General features: G+C 63.4%; 15 protein-coding genes. 6 read left to right on the forward strand and 9 right to left on the reverse strand.

What is annotated here, in order from left to right; translation table 11 throughout:
• Nucleotides 1-126 precede the first annotated feature (126 nt).
• Nucleotides 127-981, reverse strand: a complete 855-nt coding sequence (locus ACYQ3G_RS14490; RefSeq protein ID WP_459826778.1) for a glycerophosphodiester phosphodiesterase — start codon at nt 979-981, stop codon at nt 127-129.
• A 155-nt stretch (nt 982-1,136) separates the two neighbouring features.
• Nucleotides 1,137-2,951: an HD domain-containing phosphohydrolase gene (locus ACYQ3G_RS14495; protein ID WP_459826780.1), complete on the reverse strand. Its 1,815-nt coding sequence runs from the start codon at nt 2,949-2,951 to the stop codon at nt 1,137-1,139.
• A 416-nt stretch (nt 2,952-3,367) separates the two neighbouring features.
• Between ACYQ3G_RS14495 and mprF the strand changes: the two genes are divergently transcribed.
• The 3 genes from mprF to ACYQ3G_RS14510 all read left to right on the forward strand — a co-directional run bounded on the left by mprF (nt 3,368) and on the right by ACYQ3G_RS14510 (nt 8,093).
• A complete protein-coding gene (mprF, locus tag ACYQ3G_RS14500; protein ID WP_459826782.1) occupies nt 3,368-5,902 on the forward strand; it encodes a bifunctional lysylphosphatidylglycerol flippase/synthetase MprF in 2,535 nt (844 codons plus the stop codon).
• The gene (locus ACYQ3G_RS14505) at nt 5,899-7,302 is read left to right on the forward strand and encodes an AcvB/VirJ family lysyl-phosphatidylglycerol hydrolase (protein WP_459826784.1); all 1,404 of its coding nucleotides are present in this window, start codon (nt 5,899-5,901) and stop codon (nt 7,300-7,302) included. The genes mprF and ACYQ3G_RS14505 overlap by 4 nt, the downstream gene beginning before the upstream one ends.
• Nucleotides 7,303-7,517: 215 nt before the next feature.
• Nucleotides 7,518-8,093, forward strand: coding sequence for a class I SAM-dependent methyltransferase (locus tag ACYQ3G_RS14510; protein WP_459826786.1), 576 nt, complete (start codon nt 7,518-7,520; stop codon nt 8,091-8,093).
• A gap of 255 nt (nt 8,094-8,348) precedes the next feature.
• Here ACYQ3G_RS14510 and ACYQ3G_RS14515 read toward each other — a convergent pair whose 3' ends face one another.
• From ACYQ3G_RS14515 to ACYQ3G_RS14540, 6 genes are all read right to left on the reverse strand, one after another.
• Nucleotides 8,349-10,100, reverse strand: a complete 1,752-nt coding sequence (locus ACYQ3G_RS14515) for a CobW family GTP-binding protein (RefSeq protein ID WP_459826788.1) — start codon at nt 10,098-10,100, stop codon at nt 8,349-8,351.
• Nucleotides 10,101-10,274: 174 nt separating this feature from the next.
• On the reverse strand, nt 10,275-11,450 hold the full coding sequence (locus ACYQ3G_RS14520) for an MBL fold metallo-hydrolase (RefSeq protein WP_459826791.1): 1,176 nt from the start codon (nt 11,448-11,450) through the stop codon (nt 10,275-10,277).
• Between the two features lie 16 nt (nt 11,451-11,466).
• Entirely contained in the window at nt 11,467-12,879 is a 1,413-nt protein-coding gene (locus tag ACYQ3G_RS14525; protein ID WP_459826793.1) for a hypothetical protein, read from the reverse strand.
• Nucleotides 12,880-13,023: 144 nt separating this feature from the next.
• Nucleotides 13,024-13,284 (reverse strand): hypothetical protein, encoded by a 261-nt coding sequence (locus ACYQ3G_RS14530; RefSeq protein ID WP_459826795.1) that lies wholly within the window; start codon nt 13,282-13,284, stop codon nt 13,024-13,026.
• Nucleotides 13,274-13,993 carry a FadR/GntR family transcriptional regulator gene (locus ACYQ3G_RS14535; protein WP_459826797.1) on the reverse strand — a complete coding sequence of 240 codons (720 nt, stop codon included), beginning with the start codon at nt 13,991-13,993 and terminating at the stop codon, nt 13,274-13,276. Before ACYQ3G_RS14535 ends, ACYQ3G_RS14530 begins: the two co-directional genes overlap by 11 nt.
• A gap of 165 nt (nt 13,994-14,158) precedes the next feature.
• Complete coding sequence (locus tag ACYQ3G_RS14540) at nt 14,159-15,460, reverse strand: PAS domain-containing protein (RefSeq protein WP_459826799.1); 1,302 nt, start codon at nt 15,458-15,460, stop codon at nt 14,159-14,161.
• 555 nt (nt 15,461-16,015) lie between these two features.
• On the opposite strand from ACYQ3G_RS14540, the gene rnk reads away from it, so the two are divergent.
• The gene (rnk, locus tag ACYQ3G_RS14545) at nt 16,016-16,429 is read left to right on the forward strand and encodes a nucleoside diphosphate kinase regulator (RefSeq protein ID WP_459826801.1); all 414 of its coding nucleotides are present in this window, start codon (nt 16,016-16,018) and stop codon (nt 16,427-16,429) included.
• A gap of 96 nt (nt 16,430-16,525) precedes the next feature.
• Nucleotides 16,526-17,593 (forward strand): lipid II:glycine glycyltransferase FemX, encoded by a 1,068-nt coding sequence (locus ACYQ3G_RS14550; protein ID WP_459826803.1) that lies wholly within the window; start codon nt 16,526-16,528, stop codon nt 17,591-17,593.
• A 521-nt stretch (nt 17,594-18,114) separates the two neighbouring features.
• Here the strand turns inward: ACYQ3G_RS14550 and ACYQ3G_RS14555 are convergent.
• On the reverse strand, nt 18,115-18,435 hold the full coding sequence (locus ACYQ3G_RS14555) for a hypothetical protein (RefSeq protein ID WP_459826805.1): 321 nt from the start codon (nt 18,433-18,435) through the stop codon (nt 18,115-18,117).
• On the opposite strand from ACYQ3G_RS14555, the gene ACYQ3G_RS14560 reads away from it, so the two are divergent.
• Entirely contained in the window at nt 18,418-18,918 is a 501-nt protein-coding gene (locus ACYQ3G_RS14560; protein WP_459826807.1) for a 4'-phosphopantetheinyl transferase family protein, read from the forward strand. The two genes, ACYQ3G_RS14555 and ACYQ3G_RS14560, sit on opposite strands and share 18 nt — an antisense overlap.
• The last annotated feature ends 168 nt before the right edge of the window (nt 18,919-19,086 follow it).

Here is a 19,086-nt window from a genome sequence, read left to right on the forward strand (position 1 = left end):
CGCCGTATGGACTGAATGGACCGAATGGACGGGATGGACTGAATGGACCCGATGGACGGGGCCCGACCCGATGCCTTCAGGGGGCGTCCATTTCGTCCATAAGGTCCATGCCGTCCAACTCGTCCATTATTCCTGCCCCTTCCCCCCCAGCACGGCCAGCGCCCTGGCCGGGAAATCCGTGATGATGCCCGCGGCGCCCTCGGCGGCCAGGCGGAGCATGTCCTCCGGACGGTTCACGGTGTAGACGTTGACGTCGAAGCCGGCCTCCCGGAAGGCGGCCGCACGGCCGGGCGCCAGGGTGCGCACGCAGGGGTTCAGGGCCGCGGCGCCCAGGTCCCGCAGGCTGGCCAGAATGTCCGCCACGGGCGCGGCCGTGGCCTTTTCGTCCAGCAGCAGGCCCACGGGCACCTCCGGGCACAGCTCGCGGAAGAGCTCCAGCGAGGCCCTGCGGAAGGACGAGACCAGCACCCGCCCCCCAAGCCCCGATTCCCGGATCAGCCGGACCGTCTCGTACACCAGCAGGGCGTCGTCGCCGCCCAGCATGTCCTTGATCTCGACGTTCACGGACAATCCCACGCCGCGGGTCCACTCCAGGGCCTCGGCCAGGGTCGGGATGCGCTCACCGGCGAAGGCGGCCAGTTCCTGCGGCGAAACCTTGCCGGCGGCCACGGTCCCGAAAGGGTCGCGCCTGGCGAACCAGCTTCCGGCGTCCAGGGCGCGAAGCTGCGCCAGGGTCAGCCGGTCCGCGAGATGGTCGGCCCGGCCGGGCATATCCGGCCGCCGGGCGATGTCCGTGACACGCCGCAGGCCCTGGTCGTGGGCAACCACCACGGCGCCGTCCAGGGTCAGGCGCACGTCCAGCTCCCAGCCGAAGGCGCCCTGGGCCAGGGCCGCCCGGGCCGCGGCCAGCGTGTTTTCCGGGGCCGCGCTACGCGCCCCGCGGTGGGCCCAAACCTTGGGAAGTGCACTTGGATGTGGCATGAAAAGCTCCTGATGGGGGCAAGAATTGTGGACGTTATTGACGGCCTGGACCTCATGGACGATATGGACGCCCCCAAAAGGCACCGGGCAGGGCCCGTCCATCGGGTCCATCTCGTCCATAACGTCCATTTCGTCCACCAAAAGCCCAACCCTTCCTATCCGCGCAGCGGGCAGACCACCTTGCCGGTGATGTCCTGCCCGTGCCGCTCCGCAGTATCGTCCGAGAGGCGGTACCCGATGGCTTCGATGGCGTCCAGATTCTCGAAGAAGAGGTCCACGACCTTCGGGTCGAACATGCCGCCGCGCTCGCCGCGGATGAAGTCCAAGACCTTCTCCTTCGGCCAGGCCTTTTTGTAGACGCGGCCCAGGGACAGGGCGTCGTAGACGTCGGCCAGGGCGCAGATGCGCGCGGACAGGCTGATCTCCTCGCCCTTCAGGCCGCAGGGGTAGCCGGTGCCGTCCCAGCGTTCGTGGTGCTGCAGGGCGATGGTCCGCGCCGCTGCCATGAGCTTGCGGTCCGAGGTGTGCAGGATGCGCTGGCCGATGACGGTGTGGTGCTTGATGCTCTCGTACTCCTCGTCGCTGAGCGTCCCAGGCTTGTTGAGAATGGAGTCCGGGATGCCGATCTTGCCGATGTCGTGCATGGGCGCCGCGGCCTCGAGGATGAGGATATCCTCGGGGCCCAGGCCGTACTTTTCGCCGAGCAGGGCCGAGTAGGCGGCCACCCGCCGCACGTGGTTGGCCGTCTCCTGGGAGCGCGACTCGATGACCTCGCCCAGGGTGGTCAGCATTTCGCGCTGGGTTTCGATCATCTCGCGGTTGAGGGTCATGATCTCCGCGTTGTCCCGGTTGATCCTGCGCTGCTTGACGACGTTCAGGACCAGGAGCGCGATGATCACGCCGAGCACGGCGATGACGACAAGGGCCCAGAGGATGACCTCGCGGTGCAGTTCGAAAAAGGACAGGGGGCGGTTCAGGACCAGCGCGCCCGGCGGCAGTGTCTCGGCGGGGATGGAAAAACGCGAGAGCGCCGCGAAATCGTAGGTATGCCGGTTCACCTCCTGCAGCCCGCTGTAGGCATGCGGGGGGTTCTTCCCGGCCAGGCGGTCCAGCAGGGTCCGGGCAGCCATGCGGCCGTGCCCGAAGGCGCTGGTCACGCACCCGCCGACCACGCCCGTGCCCATCTGAAAGTCCCAGGCCACGTAGACCGGCACGGGCGAGGCGGCGGCCAGGGCCCGCGGGATGTCCTCGGCCGCAAAGACCTCCCCCGCCGCGTCCTGGAAATAAACCAGCAGGTAGATGATCTCCCCTCTGGTCCGCTCCCTGGCAAAGGCTTCGAGCTGCGCTCTGGTCATGGGCGGAGCCACGTCCACCTCGACCTGTCCGGACAAAGCCCTGGCCTGTTCCAGAAACTCGCGCAAAATGGACTTGCCCGTAAGGGTGCCGTCGATGACCACATGGACCTTCCGCGTCCCGGGGTTCTGTCTGAGGGCCGCGGTGAGCGTCTCGACGTGCGCCAGCCGCTCGACGATGATGTTCATGTCCTCGGCGCCCGGCGGCACGGACTTCAGGTCGTTGATGCCGCAGGCCGCCACGGGTGTGCCGGGAAACAGCTCGTCCCGGTGCCGGACCGTGAAGTCCAGGGCATGGTCGTCGGTCAGGATGATCCCGTCGAACCTCTCCCCGGCGTACTTCTCGCGGAACAGCTCCAGCAGGCGGGCCTGGTACGAAGGCGAATCGCGGTGCTTGGCGTCCATATGCTCCACACGCCAGCGCGCCCGAACCTCCGGGGCGTCCAGAACCGAGACGATCCCGGCCTGCATGTCGCGCGTCCAGGCATAGTCCGGGGCGTAGGAGTGGATGACCAGCACCCTGGGGCCGTCCTGCCCGGCCGAGGCCGCCGAGGCTGGCGCCACGCCCGCTGCGAAGAGGAGGACCATGGCCCAGCAGATAAACGATCGGATGTCCATGTTGCCTTCCTACCACCCCGCTGCGGTCTGGGGCAAGAAATTCGAAGAGTCCACCTCCGCAGCCCTAAATGAGGGGCGCCAACTCCTCGACAACGCGCAGCGCGCCGGCCTGGACGAATCCGGGCCCGAAACGCCTCCGCCAGGATGAACCCCGTGCTTTCGGCGCAAGGCCACGTCCGGTCGGCCGCGAATCAGCCCAGGCCGCCCGCAACATGACCGTTTACAGAACCCCGGACTCCTCCTATGGGAGTTTTCCCTGGTCGGAGGGCTGCCCGCGCAATCGCGGAAGCCCGGCGTTCCATTCCCTGTTCCCCATGTCCGTTCCCAGCCCCGGACCCAGGAACGCTTCGACCCAAATCCATAGAACAAACACCGAAGGCGCCGTCCGGACCGGATGGCGCAGTGGAGCAGCATCCATGCGATTTCGTTCCGTCTCTTTCTGGGGGCCGGTGGTCTCCCTGGTTCTCATCGCGGCCGCCCTGCGCTTTTTGAACCAGGAGCTCAGCCACGTCAGCGTCGGACAGATATGGTCCGCCCTGTCCTCCATCCCGCGCCAAGGCATCGGCCTGGCCCTGGCCCTGGCCGTGCTCAACTACATGGTTCTGGCCGGGTACGAGCTCTTCGCCTGCCGCTACGCAGGGGTGCCACAACCCCTGAAGCGCATCGCCATCTCGTCCTTCATCGGCAACGCCTTCGCCAACACCCTGGGCTTCTCCTTCCTTTCGGGGAGTTCCATCAAGTTCCGCCTCTACGCCGCCTGGGGTTTGTCCCCGGCCGACGTGGGACGCATCACCATCTTCACCACCGTCAGCCTCTGGCTCGGTCTGGTGGGCCTGGGCGGCTTGGCCCTGCTGCTGAGCCCAGAAGCCGCCCACACCCTGGCCCTGGGCGGCGACATCCTGGGCGCGGTCTTGGCGGCGCTTCCGCTGCTCTACATCCTGATGTCGACCCGCTGGCGCTCGCCCCTCTCGATTCTGGGTTTCCAGATTCCGGCCCCCGGAACGGCCATGGCGGCGGTGCAGGTGCTCTTTTCCATCCTCGACTGGGGCCTGTCCGGCCTGATTCTCTACGTGCTGCTGCCGGGCGATCCGGGACTGACTGTCTTCTTCACCCGCTTCATGCTGGCCCAGCTGGCCGGCGTGGCCAGCCAGGCTCCTGGAGGGGTGGGCGTCTTCGAGACGGCCTTCATGCTGCTCACGCCCGACGCCGCGGACAACGGCAGCCTTTTCGCCGCCCTGCTGGCCTTCCGCTGCATCTACTACATCCTGCCGCTGCTGCTGGCGGCCCTGACCCTGGCCGTGCGCGAAGCCCTGGAAACGGTCCCGGTCCTGCGCCTCCTGGCCCACGCTGGCGTGCGCGGCAGCGCGACCATGGTGCCCCAGGCCCTGGCCGCCCTGACCTTCGCTTCCGGGGCCGTGCTGCTCCTGTCCGGCGCCACGCCGTCCCTGGCCGGCAGGCTGCTGTGGCTGAAGGACCACCTGCCGGGCTCGGTGGTTGGCGGGTCCCACCTCATGGGCAGCGTCATCGGCATGTGCCTGCTCTTCCTGGCCCGCGGCATCCAGCGGCGCCTGGACGTGGCCTTCCACCTGACGGCGGTCATGCTGGTTCTGGGGATGCTCGCGGCACTGCTGCGCGGCGGCGACTACGAGGAAGCCATCGTCCTCGGCGTCGCCCTGACGCTGCTCGTGGTCAACCGCGCGCGCTTCTCCCGTCATTCGAGCATGTTTTCGGACCGTTTCACCCCCGGCTGGATCGTGGCCATGGCCCTGGTCCTGACCGCCACCACGGCCCTGGCCGCCACGTCCTGGAAACTCGGCGGCCAGGCCGACGACTTCTGGCTGACCCTGACCACGGACGGCTCCGTACCCAACGTGGTCCGCGCCTGGGCCGGGGCCGGAACGGCCGGACTGTGCCTGGCCTTCATGCGCCTGCTGGCGCCGGCTCCCTACCGCCCAGCCCCCGTGGGCCCCGAGGACGAGGCGTGCGTGCGCGGCATCGTGGCCGAAACCCCGCACACCCGCGCCAACCTGGCCCTGTTGGGCGACAAGACCTTCCTCTTCAGCCAGAGCCGCGAATCATTCCTCATGTTCGGCGTCACCGGACGGACCTGGGTGACCATGGGCCCGCCCGTGGGCCGCGAGGACGAGGCCCAGGAGCTCATCTGGCAGTTCCGCGAAACCTGCGACCGCCACTGTGGGCGCCCCGTCTTCTACGGCGTGCCCCAGGACCGGCTGCACCTCTTCTGGGACACGGGCCTGAGCCTGCTCAAGATCGGCGAGGAGGCCATCGTCGACCTGCCGTCCTTCCACCTGAACGGCGCGTCCCGGCAAGGGCTGCGCTACAAGAAGAACAACCTGGAAAAGAACGGCTGCGTCTTCGAGGTCATTCCGCCCGAAGGGTTTGCGGGCATCGGCGACGAACTCCGGGCCGTGTCCGACGCCTGGCTGTCCCTCAAGAACGCCCGCGAGAAAGGGTTCTCCCTGGGGCGCTTCGACCCCGACTACCTGGCCCGCTTCCATACGGCCGTGGTCCGACAGGAGGGGCGCATCCTGGCCTTCGGCAATGTCTGGACGGGCGGCAGGACCGAGCTGGCCATCGACCTCATGCGCTTCGTGCATGGCGCGCCGCGCGGCGTCATGGACTACCTGCTCTTCATGCTCATGTTCTGGGGCCAGCAGCAGGGCTTCGCGCGCTTCAACCTCGGCGTCTCGCCCTTCTCGGGCCTGGAGACCCACGCCCTGGCCCCGACCTGGAACAAGGTCGGCAACTTCCTGTATTCGCACGCCGAAGACTTCTACAATTTCAGGGGGCTGCGCGCCTTCAAGGAGAAGTTCGGGCCCACTTGGGAGCCGACCTACCTGCTGGCGCCGGGCGGCCTGGCCCTGCCGGGAATCCTGACCGAAGTGGCCGCGCTGGTGGCCGGCGGCGTGCGCGGGATGGTGGGCAAATGAAGGGCCTGATCCGCCTCGCCGCGCTTCTGGCGCTTCTGCTCCAGGCCGTGCCGGCTCCAGCCGGAGGGCTCCCGGCCGCAGGGCCGCTGGAGTTCGGCCCCTTCGGGGAGCTGATCCTGCGCGGCCGGCAGTCGGACCCGTCCATGGTCGCCATCGTGCTCTCCGACGACTCCGGCTGGGGCGAAACCGAGGAGGAACTGGCCAGGATCGCTGGAGAGGCAGGGGCGCTGGTGGCGGGCGTGGACATGCAGCGCTACTTCGCGAACGTGGCGCGGGAAAACTACGAGCCCAACGTGTCCCTCGAACTCGAATCCATGAGCAAGTACGTGCAGAAGAGCCTGGGCCTGCCCCGGCTCACGGCTCCGCTGCTCATCGGCCACGGCTCCGGGGCGGGCATCGTCTACGCGAGTCTGGTGCAGGCGCCCGCCGGGACGTTCCCGGCCGGCGTGAGCCTCGGCTTCAGGCCGGAGCTGAAACTGACGCAGCCCTTCGGCTTCGGCCGCGGGCTGACCTGGACAAGGACGACCGGTGGCGTGCGCTACGAGCCCTTCGCCAAGGCGGAGCTGCCCTGGACCGTGGTTCAGGCCCAGAACGACCCGGTCTTTCCGGAATCCGCCCTGCGCGGCTTCACGGGCGGCATGAAAGGCGTGCGGTTGAAGATTCTTCCCGACGCCACGGATTACGCCGACACGGCCAGGTGGCGCGACATCGTCCGGGAGGCCGTGGAAGCCCATGTGCAGCACGAGCCCGACCTGAGTGCCGGGCACCGGGGCGACGTCGACGACCTGCCGCTGGTGGAGGTGCCCGCCGAGGGACAGGCCTCGGACACACTGGCCGTGTTCGTCACGGGCGACGGCGGCTGGGCCGGCATCGACAAGGACATTGCCGCCCTCCTGGCGAAAAGCGGCGTCGGCGTCGTGGGTCTCGACTCCATGAAGTACTTCTGGACCAGGCGCACGCCCGAAGGCGCCGGAGCGGACCTGTCGCGGATCATGCGCCACTACCTCGCGGCCTGGGGCTCGAAGCGGGTCGTTCTCATCGGCTTCTCCCTGGGGGCCGACGCCCTGCCGCCCATGGTCAACAACCTGCCCCCCGACCTGCGCGGCACCGTCCGCCAGATCTCCCTGCTGGCGCCGAGCAGGTTCGTGGAACTGGAGTTCCACGTCTCGGACTGGCTCCACGACGACGAGGCGGCCCAGGACATCGCCCTGCTCCCCGAGGTCCGAAAGCTCGCGCCCATTCCCCTGCTCTGCCTGCACGGACAGGAGGATGAATCGTCCCTCTGCCGCGAACTGGGCCCGGACGAGGCCACTATCGTCACGCTTCCCGGTTCCCATCACTTCAACGGCGACTACGCCCGGGTCGCGGCCCTCATTCTGGATCACCTGCGGAAATTCTGACCCCTCGAGGTCCGGCGACAAACCGACCTCCCAGTATTGCCGGGTTTTGCGCGAAGCGGACCAGGTTGCACGCAACATGCCGGTCGCAATGAGTCGCGCCCGCCCGGTTTCTGCTGACTTTTTCCATCAAGGGCGCTACAACGGCGCATTCGACGCGGGCTTCACGCCCCGAAAACACGGCGTGCACCGGCACCGCCGCAACCCCGACCGAGGCCATGACCGACTTCTACGAATCCAACGCCCGGGCCTACTTCGAGCGCACCAACCGCATCGACCCGTCGCCCATCCTTGAACCGCTGCTGCCCTACCTGCAGCCGGGCGGCGCCATCCTCGACATCGGCTGCGGTTCGGGCCGCGACCTCAAATGGTTCAAGGCTCGGGGCTTCGACCCGACAGGCCTGGAGCGCTCGCCGTCCCTGGCCGTCCTGGCCAGCGACCACTCGGCCTGCCCCGTGACCATGATCGACCTCTTCGACTACAACCCGCCCATGCACTACGACTGCATCCTGCTCATCGGCACCCTGGTCCACCTGCCCAAGCCGGAATTCCCCAGGGCCATGAGCAAGGCCAAGCGCATGCTCAAGGCCGGCGGCATCATGTACGTCAGCATGAAGGCCTGGGGAGGCAGCGAGGAGGCGGGCGACGGCCGGGTCTTCCAGCTCTGGTCGGACTCGGAGTTGCGCCGCGAGTTCGACCGGGCGGGGCTGCGCGTACTGGAGCACACGCGCAGCCGGTCCCTGCTGGGCAACCGCGACGTCTGGCTCGGGTACATCCTGCGCGCCGAAGGCTAATCCTTATTTTCGCCGCCTGCGTGCAAGCAGCGGGAACGCCAAGGCCTGGCGCGAGAAGGTCGTCGCCACGCTGACGCGCATCTCCGGGACAGCCGCCCGCACCATGGGCGAGATCGGCGCCGCGCAGAAAGTCCGACTGGACGCCATGGCGGCGACGCACCGACAGTCCGAAACCAACGCCGCCAGACTTGAGACCGCCCAAAGATGCCGCCGCAGGTGCGGTCCTGTCCATCACGGAAGCCCAGGAGCGCACGCCTAGGACGCGTACCCGCAAATGTTCAGAATGGCTTCGGAAGCGGCATGTGGATCGCCGCCCTTGCCGATCAGCGTCAGAAAGCGATCGGAATCGGACGGCGAAGGAAAGAGCGATATCTCGTATCTTCCTCCGACGTACTGAAACAGCAGGGCCTGGGGCGAACCCTCGAATTCGATGACCCCTTTGGCGCGAAAGACTGAAGCGGGGAGCAGGTTCACCATTTCCAAGAACGTTTCGCGTTGCAAGGGGCGGTGCAGGCGGACGCTCTTGGACCATAGCCCTTCATGGATGTGCGACACGTGCTGCAGACCTCGCCCGAGTTCGCAAGACGATGCGGTCGGGTGCGTCTCCGCGTCGAGAACCAGGGCCGGATGCAATTCCCCGTTCGTCGTCGTGAACACGGGCGCATGCGGATTTCGTTCCCGCACCAGCCGCACGACGGCATCAAGGCGCTCCTGATCCACCAGATCCTGCTTGTTGAGCATCACAATGTCGGCCGCCCGTATTTGTTCCGTCGCGAGATGGTGCTCGGCCAAAGTCGCCTCTGCATTGACCGCGTCGACCACGGTCAGTGTGCAGTCGTGACGCACCAGATCCTCAAGCTCCTCCATTTCATCGAGCAGATTCATCGGATTGGCCAGACCTGTCGTCTCGACGATGATGCAATCGGGGTCGAAATCAGCAAGGATGCCGTGGACGGCCCGTTTCAGGCTGCCGGCCAGGCTGCAGCAGACGCACCCTTCGTCGATTTCCGTGACTGCGTAGTCGAGCAGCTTTCCGTCGAGCCCCACGGAGCCTATCTCGTTCTGGACAACGGCCACGAACCTGCTGCGCTGGGTTTGGTATTCGATGAAATGCCGAAGAAAACTCGTCTTGCCCGAGCCCAAAAAACCCGTCAGAATAATGAGCGGCGGCCGACCGTCGAGACCAAGGGTTTTTCTGTCGACAGGGGACGGGGCGCGGAGCCGGTCGGTGCTCCACCACGGACATTGGCGCCAGACCTCCGGAATCGGATTCCCGCTCCACCACGCATGGACGTTTCCACTGCCTTCGAGGGGCCCGAGCAGATCGATGAAATCTCCCTGCCCGTACCCCAGCGTCAGGGCGCGCTCATGAATGTCTTCGACGGGCCTGGTCGTCAGCCCGAAAGCGTCCGCAAACGTTTCCTGGCCGGCCGACTGTCTTTCGTCCAAAAAAACAGGGCACTGGACGAGATTGAAGGTTATGGACGAGGCCAGGACGTTGAAAAACTCCAGGGCGGTTTCAAAAGCGGGGAAATCTGAATCCACTCCCCCCGGCTCGATCAGGGTCACCTCGTGACCGTCCCGCCTCGCGACGACGCCTGGCCCGGAAATGCAGCGCAAGACCGAGGATCCTTCGACGCCAAGGCCGACACCCTGCTTGCGCGCGTCCAGGCTCACGGTCAGATCCGCGATGCGAAACAGGCCAGCGGCTTCCGGCCAGGACGTGAATTCCCTGACTCGGGACATGTAGCCCTCCTCCTGGGTCACGACAGCGGCCCGCAGCGAGCAACGCTCCACGAGTTCCTCGTACGGGTGCGGAAAGTAGTACAAGGAAAACCGCCCCTGAATCCAGCCGTGGACGAGGTCGGCTCCCGCAAAGGCGACGCCGTATACACCATCGCGCCCCCGAATTTTGGCCGTCCAACTCTCCTCCTGCCCCGGCACGTGTTGCAGGCCTCGCCAGCCGATGACATGACGCACCACCGGCACAAAATTGGTGCGCATCATAATCGCTCGGAAAAATTCTTGAATCGCCGCAAGGGGCTTCATGGACGGATCGCCCGGGTATACATCGTCGAGACACAGCCCCGCCGGTTTCTGATCTGGATATACACGCATCGCCGCTCCCCCCATATGGCCCGACAGCGAAAGAAAGCCTCTCGCCGTCGGGCCATGATCGAATCACACGTCTATGCCGAACCCAATCTTGTCGCCGTTGCCGAGGTAGTTTGTCTCCTTGCTGCGGTGCCGGGCGGTTCCTTTGACCACGGGGTAGCCGGCATCCACGAATTTCTTGGCGCACAGCAGACCGGTGCAGTGGTTGCAGCCGATCTTCTGGAAATCGTACTTCCCGAGGGACAGCACCAAGTCGTCGTACTTGGGATCCCAGTCCTCAAAGGGCGAAATGTGCAGCCCGCCGTAAATGCCATAAAGTTGGTCGTTCTCGTACTTGATCTCCTTATATGCGGTCTCGGCAAACTGAACGATGCCGAAGTGGCAGCAACCGGTCACACTCACCAGCCCGTGATCCTTGACGTTGGCGTAGATGGCCTGTTCGCCGTAGACTCGGCAAATGATCGGCACGGCGAAGACAAACGTCGCCAGGCCGGGAACGATGGGGTTGAGGCCGGGCTTGACGGTGACGACCTTGCCCTGATGGCCGGAATCCTTGATGTACTGCAAGCCCTCTGGATAGAAGCCGTCCGGAATGTATGTGGTGATGGTCGGGTCGTATTTGTAGGTGACCGGGATGCCCCAGAAATGATCGAAATGCTCATGGGAGATGATGAGCGCCTCGATTTCCCGATTGCGGAGCATCTCGTCGATCCCCTCGCGCTTGAAACACTCGTCCATCCATTGATAGGACCAGCCGCTGTCGAGCAGGAACTTGCGCTTTCTGCCGTCGAGTTCCTCGACCTCGACCAATGCGGCAAATCCGCCCGCGTTCAGCGGGCTGACGGATAGCTTTTCCGTGATGGCCCACGCCTCGTCCAGATTGTTGGGCAACAGGTGCTTGATCTTTGCGATGCCGCTCTCGTAGCTGCCCTTGCCAAGTCCGTTTCCATCGCCGAAGGGCGGCCAGTTGTAGCTGTACTGGTTGACCAGCAGCCCGCCTGCGTTCTTGATGTCCCCCATGAGGACCGAGTTTTCGAACCAGCTGGTTTCTGAAATGTTTGTCACCTTGATGCTCTTGCACATGCCGATGTCGGTCATCTTGCGCTGCACTTCAGGCAGGAAGGCCTTGCGCAGCGGACTGTACGAATACGCCCCCATGGACAGGATGGTCCCTCCCAGGGCCCCCAGCGCCGCTCCCTTGAAGAAATCGCGGCGGCTCAGTGTCTTCTTGTCTTCGCTCATGATACATCCTCTCCGGCTACTTGATGATGGTGAAGGTTTTCGAAACCCAGGGCAGGGCTGTCAGGACGAGGAAATACACCGCGACACCGCATGCCAGGCCGGTGCCGAGGCCCCAACCCAGGGCCGGGGACCAGCGCACGCTTTCGATCTGCGCCTTCTCGGCCGCATGGTCCGCAGCAATCTCCGCGGCCGTCTTGGGAACCATCTTCCAGGCCGGCCAGTTGTCCATGAACCAGTGGTGCACGAGCCAGATATTGATCAGCCAGATGGTCGGGATCATGGGGAACTGCTGTTCGTGCATGAAACCCTTCTGCGTCCCCAGAAAGTCGTGGGACGTCTTGTAGTAGAACACGTAGAGGACAACGGCGGCGGCAAGGGTGATCAGCGTCCTGACCAGAATGTTGACGGGCAGGCTGAAGCGCCGCGGCCAGTTGCCGCAGTAGAAGTTCAGGAACAGGGCCGGAACCAAGAAGAAGACGGCCATCTCCCCGACATGCAGCCAGCGCCAATCCGGGGCGTTGATCAGGCGCGTGCCGCGGATGGCCGGTCCCCAAGTCAATTCCTGCGCAAAAAAGAGGAAGAAATGCATGGCCCAGGCGATGGCGATGATGCCGAAAAATGCCGTGATGCGGCGCAACCAGTTGGTGCGAATGAGTTTGAAGGGCATCCGCTCCCAGATGGTCTCCACCAGCCAGACCGTCACCGTGCAGCACATGATCCAGGCGACATGAAAGTTGCCGGACACGGTGTTGGCAAACCGCTCCCAGTACGGCGGCGTGATGGACGTGAAATACTGCCACGGGTAGTACAGGATGCCCATGTGGGAATGCATGGTCATGAAATACACGACCGTGCTGAGGAAGAACGTCACGACCAGAATGCTGACGCCCTTGCCTGGCTGCGGCATGCCTTTCCAGGGCACCTCCTCCAAGGCGACGATCCATGCGGGGCTCAGCCAGGACGCTATGGCCGCGAACATGAGGCAGGCCAGGGAAGCATACTCGACGGCGAAGAACTCCGTAATTCCGGGAAGTTTGGTCAATTGTTCGGGATTGAAGTAGGCCAGCGCGTAGTTACCCAACAGGTATTCGAAAAATCCCTTAATCAGCACCCAGAGAATGAGCACCGAGATGCCGGTCAGCACCGTCCCCTTGATGACAGGGTGTGTATTTTCCAGCCACGCGCGCTTGAAAGGCCAGTAGTTGAAGATATAGACCATCCAGATGAGCATGATCAACCACCAGCGGGTGTACATGTACCCGACATACGGCGTGTACATGCGCATGAGCCCTCTGGGGTCCTGGAAAATCCACCATGTCCCGTAAAAAACCACCAACGTCAGCACGAGGGCGACAATCGCCGGGATCGGCTGAGGCCAACGCTTGACAAGCTTTCGCTCCTCAAGATAATTTTCTCCGTACCTCTCCATAAGTCCTCCGTAGTTGGGTTGGAATGTGGCTTGGGGGAAAAGATCGGGGCGTCCTGCGACCAACACTTCGCCCCGATTTTTTAATAGCGTCTGAAATTTGAATCTTCTTTGATGCACCTCCCTCTTTTTCATCAACTTGTTGCGTTATTTTCTCAAGCTCAACATTTCCTGCATAAGTTTTTCTGCGATCTCTTCCTTGTTAGATGGATCGATACCAAGCCGTCTTGCTTCGCCTTTAAGACATTCTGATGACAAATCTCCAAACAAGGCAGACATTTGATCTTTCGTATAATTTGCTTTGGAGGGCATTGACTCTTCGGCGCTTCCGAAGCAGAGCGTATCCAATACATGCGCAACGCTTCTTCTGAAGAAGAATCTACGGTTCACTGCTGTTTCACTCTTCATACGTCCCCGCTGCCGGCTTGTCGTCCGAGACCGGGTCCCAGACAGAAAATCCCCCGCTTTCCAGCGCCCTGCATAGGCTCAGGAGATACTGGCCTGTCAGGACGGAAATCCGGCCGTGGTTCCGCTCTCGCAGCGTCTGCAATATGCTTACATGCCCGGCAAAAATGTCGTCGAGCGCCTCACGGTCGGCTTGAAAGAATCGGGCCACGAAAGCCGGGTCTATGCTGAAAATGCGTTCCACCGTCTCTGCCAGAAAGGAATTCCCCGTCCCCCTGACGATGACGCGGAAAAAAAGGACGATTTCCGCCCAAATTTCGTGCGGGTTGCCTGAGCACATGGCTTGGCTCAAGGCGATATTGCAGGCGTGAAGGTCATCGATCTGCGTGGCGGAACTCGTCTGCAGCGCCTTGCAAAGGATTGGAGGAAGGAAAAGAAAGGCGGCCTTGAGCTGATCGGCCACGGCCCGAGGGGATTTCCGGTCGGGAAGTTCCACGGCGGCAAGGCTGGTGCGCAGGTAGGTGCCGCTTCCCGGCTTGATGATCACCACCCCACGCGCGTCGAGAGACTTGAGAAGCCCGCGCAACGTGTTGCGGCTGACGCCCAGCCGCCCGGACAATTCCCTTTCCGGGGGCATCTTGTCTCCAGGCCGCAGCCCTCTTTCACTGACAACCGCGGCAAGCTCACCGAGCAGTCGATCCTGGTCTTCCATCGTATACCGGGTCCTTCTTGAACTGTTTTGGTAGACCCATACACGAAAAAAACGACTCGTGGCAATAATTTTCACAATTTATTTGAGGAGTTGCGCCATAGTGCCGCGCATAGGACAAAATATCCAGATTTGGTAGAACCAAAATGAAACAGAATTCGTGACGGGTCAGACTTTCCGGCACTGACGCCACATCCTGACAGCGTCATTGATGGGCTCGAAAATGTCGTCAAAGTCGCGGGTGGCGGCTCCGGTGAAGGCGTGGGGCTTGTGCGAACACATGATGAGCACGGTGCGCAGAACACCGCGGCTGAAGAAGGGTTTGGCGAAGTAGGACCGGATGCCCAGCGGGAGGAACAGGGCCCAGTCGATAGGCTTGATGCTCTCCTCGGTGTCGTCGACGGTCAGATGAGACAGGCGGAACCGACTGATGTCCTCGGCGATGGTTCCGACGTAGGCGAACTTCTGGCCCTGCTGCAATTCTGCGGGCCGGTTTCCGGCGTAATAGACGAAGACTTGGTTCCTGCGCACATGCACATCGGAAAATATGATTGCGTCAATTTTTTCGGACACAAGCCCGGAACCGAACGCAACCTTGAGGATGCCGTCGATGTCGGAATGCACTTCGGCCAAGTCGCGCACAAGCCTCAGTCTGCGGGAATCATCGGAAATAACGTGCCTGGGTCGAATGCGCTCACGGCCCAACTTGGGGTTGGCAAATTTGACCCGCAGCAGGCGACGCCCCCCACAGGACATGTGCCGGACGATGGTCTCGGCAGTGAAGTAACTGCGTTTCCCGCTCTGATAGAAGTCCAGCCGTCCGTTCCATTTCCGCTGTAGCATCACCTGCTCCAGCATCTGTTCCACGGCCGCCTTCACAGATTCTCGGCACAGGTCGCTCAAGTTCTGGTCGAGCAGTTCCGACATATTCATTTCGAACAGGTCACACGCCGCGACATTGCAGCACAGGACCTTGCGCGAGTCGTAGTCCAGAACCACGGCCGCCGTCTCAGTCTCGTCCACCAGCGACTGGATGCTGACATCCTTGTCCATGATGGCCTTGATCTGCTCGACGGTGTCCGTCACGTTGAGCAAAAATCCATAATAATATCTGGGATCCCATGTGTTTGTCGCACCGGTGATCTTAATCCAGGTCATTTTGCCCTCAGGACAGCGCACACGAAAAATCATCGCCGCCGTCTTCCCCTTTTTCACGGAATCCATGAACGCGTCGAGGAGGTACACGTCCTCCGGGAGGACCACATCGTTGCGGTAGCGAATGTTCTTGAGCAGCAGTTTGCCGTCCACTCCTTGCGATATGACGTAGTTGTTGTTCAGAAATTCGATGCGCGACTTCGCGATTTCGATGCGCCAGAGCAGTGCTGGAAAATCGTTCATGAAGCTCAGGATGTCCTCGACGGACATGTGCACCGCGGCCAATCCGGCCGGACTTTCGTAGTCGTCTGCCATGGTTACCGATCCACGGGCTTTCGTGGGAAAACGCAATAGTATCCGCCCACCAATGTTTCCCGGGCAAGGAGCCCTAGGGTTGCGCCTGCTTATATACGGAAGAGATCGAAAAGTCTGCACGCCTCGCGAGGCACGTCAAACGGCCGGAAACTTCGAACCGCTCGACACACGCGACTGCCCGTCAGATTGCCCCATTAGGCCCACTTTCCGACTTGGGGCTTGCATGAAAGCAAAGAGCGGGCTAGAGGGGTTTTTGTTTCGAAGTTGGAGATTCATGGGAAGCATTCCGAAACGGCGGAGTGCTTCCTGTTTTTTTGTACCGTGCAAACCCGAAAGGCGTTTTCGCTCAGGAGCAGCCATGTCCAAGTGCGTCAAACTCAACCGTGCAGCCGTTGCCGTCGTGCTGCGTCGCCCCGTGGGCACCTGACCACGCCCTGAAGATTCCAGTCTAGTACCTGGGGGGCGTGTCATCGGCATGCCCCCTTTTTTTTCGCCCCCTGCATCCCGCACAGCCGGGCCCGAACCTTTTGCAGCACATGCGCCCAGGAGGTGACCATGAGCACGAAACCCGAAATCATCATTACGACCCAGGACGCCGAGCGCCTGGAGATTCTGCTGGACTCCCTGTCCTCCGTGGCCTTCCCGGCCAAGGCCGGACTCGCCGAGGAGCTCGACCGCGCCGTCAGAGTGGACCCGAGGCAGGTCCCACCGACGGTGGTGACCATGAATTCCACCGTTCGGTTCGAGTTGCAGCCGTCAGGCGGGGAGCGTTGCCTGAAGCTCGTCTACCCCGGCTCGCGCGACAACGACGAGGAGACGGTCTCGATCCTCGCCCCGGTGGGCAGCGCGCTGCTCGGCCTGTCCGAGGGCGACGAGATGCCCTGGCCCCGGCCCGGAGGCGGCACGCTCCGCCTCGTCATCAAGGAGGTCGTGGACCAGCCCGAACGCTCCGGGAACTTCGACCTCTAGGATCACACGCCGCCGAAGCGGCCATCGTCGCGTTTTCAGGGGGCACGGCCCCCTGTTCCTCGCCAACTCTCAACGCCGCCACGAACGGAGGAGTACATGGTGGATCTCTCGTCAAAGACAACGGCCGCACTGCTGCCGACGGACATTCTGTTCCAGACGCCCTACTGGGCGCAGGTCAAGTCCCGCCTCGGTCTGAGGCCCCGCGCCTTCGACATCGCCACGGGCGGGCCGGGAGGCGACGTCCTCGTGCTGCTCAAGACCCTCGGGGACAAAACGGTGGCCATCGTGCCGCAGGGCCCCGAACATGCGCCGGAGCAGGAGGAATACGGGACCTTCATCGAAAACTTCTCCCTGGCCCTGGCCAGGCACCTGGAACCGGGCGTGGCCTTCATCCGCTACGACCTGCCCTGGACCTCCCCCTATTCCGACGAACTGCGAGAGGGCGGACGGACGGCATTCCCGGAGGGCAGGGTGCGCGAGATGCGCATGAACATGGGCACGCGGCACTGGAACATCCGCAAGTCCTTCGAGGACCTGACCGTGGCCAGTTCCCTCGTGGTGGACATCGGCGGAAGCGAGGACGCCATCCTCGACGGCATGAAGCCCAAGACCCGCTACAACATCGGCCTGGCGCAGCGCAAAGGGGTCACGGTACAGACCGTAGGCCGGGAAAAGCTGCCGGAATTCTACGCTCTGTATTGCCAGACGGCCCGCCGCAACGGTTTCAAACAGTGCGGCTACGACCATTTTGCCGTCCTGTTCCAAAGTCTGGCCTCGTCGCCGGATCATTCGGAGCTGCTTTTTCTGCTCGCCCGGCACGGACGGGACATCCTGGCCGGCGCCATCGTCGGCATTTCCGGCAAGGCCGCGAACTTTCTGTACGGCGCGTCGGCCAATACGAAGCGCAACCTCATGGCCCCGAGCCTCATGCACTGGACAGCCATGCGCCATGCCCGCGAACGCGGCTGCACGACCTACGAAATGGGCGCGGTCTCGCCCGGCGTGGACCCGTCCCACCCCTTCTACGGCCTGTACCGCTTCAAGACCGGCTTCGGCGGCCGCATCGAATACCGCTGCGGCTCCTGGGACTTCCCCCTGGATCAGGATGCCTACAGGGAGTTCAGCAACGCCGAGAGATTGTACAGAAGCGGAAGCAATGCATGACGGGGCGGGGCCCAGGCCCCGACTTCGTCCGCGCGAACCCGCGGGCTGCGCAGCGGCCGTTCGGAGCAGGCGTGATGGCGCCGCGCAATGCAGGACAACCCTTCATCGACCGGGAGAAAATGACCGCCTTGCGTCAGACACATGCTTGATGACCGGTTATGAGCTTGAATTCTCTGGCAATAGCAGGCAACGTCACGTCCGTTCGGACAGCGCCGGGTGCACGCCCTCGAACGGAATCCGACCCCTTGGCCTTGGAGCAAGCGTCTTACGCGATGTACGCAGCTGCGCCTCGACTTGACTGCGCATTTTCCGCGATTCAGCGGCCAGCCGGTACACACGTCGGCGTAGATGGCAGGCTGACCAGGCCCTGGATGCGCAACCCGAAAAAATGCAGCCCCTCCACAAAGCGCCTGATGGGTCAGGCCGAAAACGGCGGCGCCATTAAGGGACCGTCCACACTGCCGAAACAGGGCGCATGCTCACAGCTCGTAACCTCCATGAAAGACGTCCCGCCCAACAATTCAGAACAGACCCCGAAACGGCGATCGCGACCAATCCTTTTCCACATGAACGCAGCGAATTTTGACGATTGTCGGCACGCGGACGTGCCGGAAATGTACGAACCGCAAGCGCTTGTCCTGGCGGCCGATATCGGCCTCCTCGCACATCTGCCGGAAGAATCCCTCCTTGGCCTTGTTCCGGGCAGGCACGCCGAGGCCATCCGAAAGAACCGCAGGCCCGAGGATCGTCTCCGGCGCGTTCTGGCTCGCCTTCTGCTCGGCTTCGGCCTGTCGATTCTGGAAAATTGCGACGCGCGAGCGGGAATGGAAGCCCTCCGCCACAACGCCCAGGGGCAGCCCTGGCTTGACGGCTGCATCCGGCCGATCAGCCTCAGCCATTCGGGAAACTGGGCGGTCTGCGCCATCGGCCCTGCACGGACCCGCTGCGGCATCGGCGTGGACGTCGAGGAAATTCAGCCGGTGGCTGTGGAGGATTTCGACCTGGTCTTCACGGGCATGGAACGGGCCGCCATCCGCAGAGCCCAATCCCCGGCGTCGGAGCTGATTCGCCGCTGGACCATCAAGGAAGCGCTGCTGAAAGCCCAGGGGACAGGACTGCTGGCCGATCCGCTGCAAATCGAAACCACGGGGGACAACGGGGGCGTGCGCGGGACCCTGCACCTGCCGCTGGCCGAGGGCTACTGGCTGACCGTGTTTGCTCCCCACTGCGCCACGGTCGCCCTGCTCAAACCCTCGCCGGAAGAACTGCTCGGCGCGGGCCAACGGCAAAACGATCATAAGCCCGGCCCCTCCAAGGCGATATAAGGCCGGGATGAACACCAGCATCCCTTCCCCGCTTTTCGTGGGCCAACCGGAATGCCCGGGCCGATCCTGTTCGTCCCCCCCGGCGATGATGCGCCCAACCCCAGATTTATGCAGAAAAACCGGGCCATTGGCCCTGGAAAGCCGATCCAGGCTATGCTAGGGCTCCGT

This window comes from Desulfomicrobium salsuginis (genome assembly GCF_054657795.1).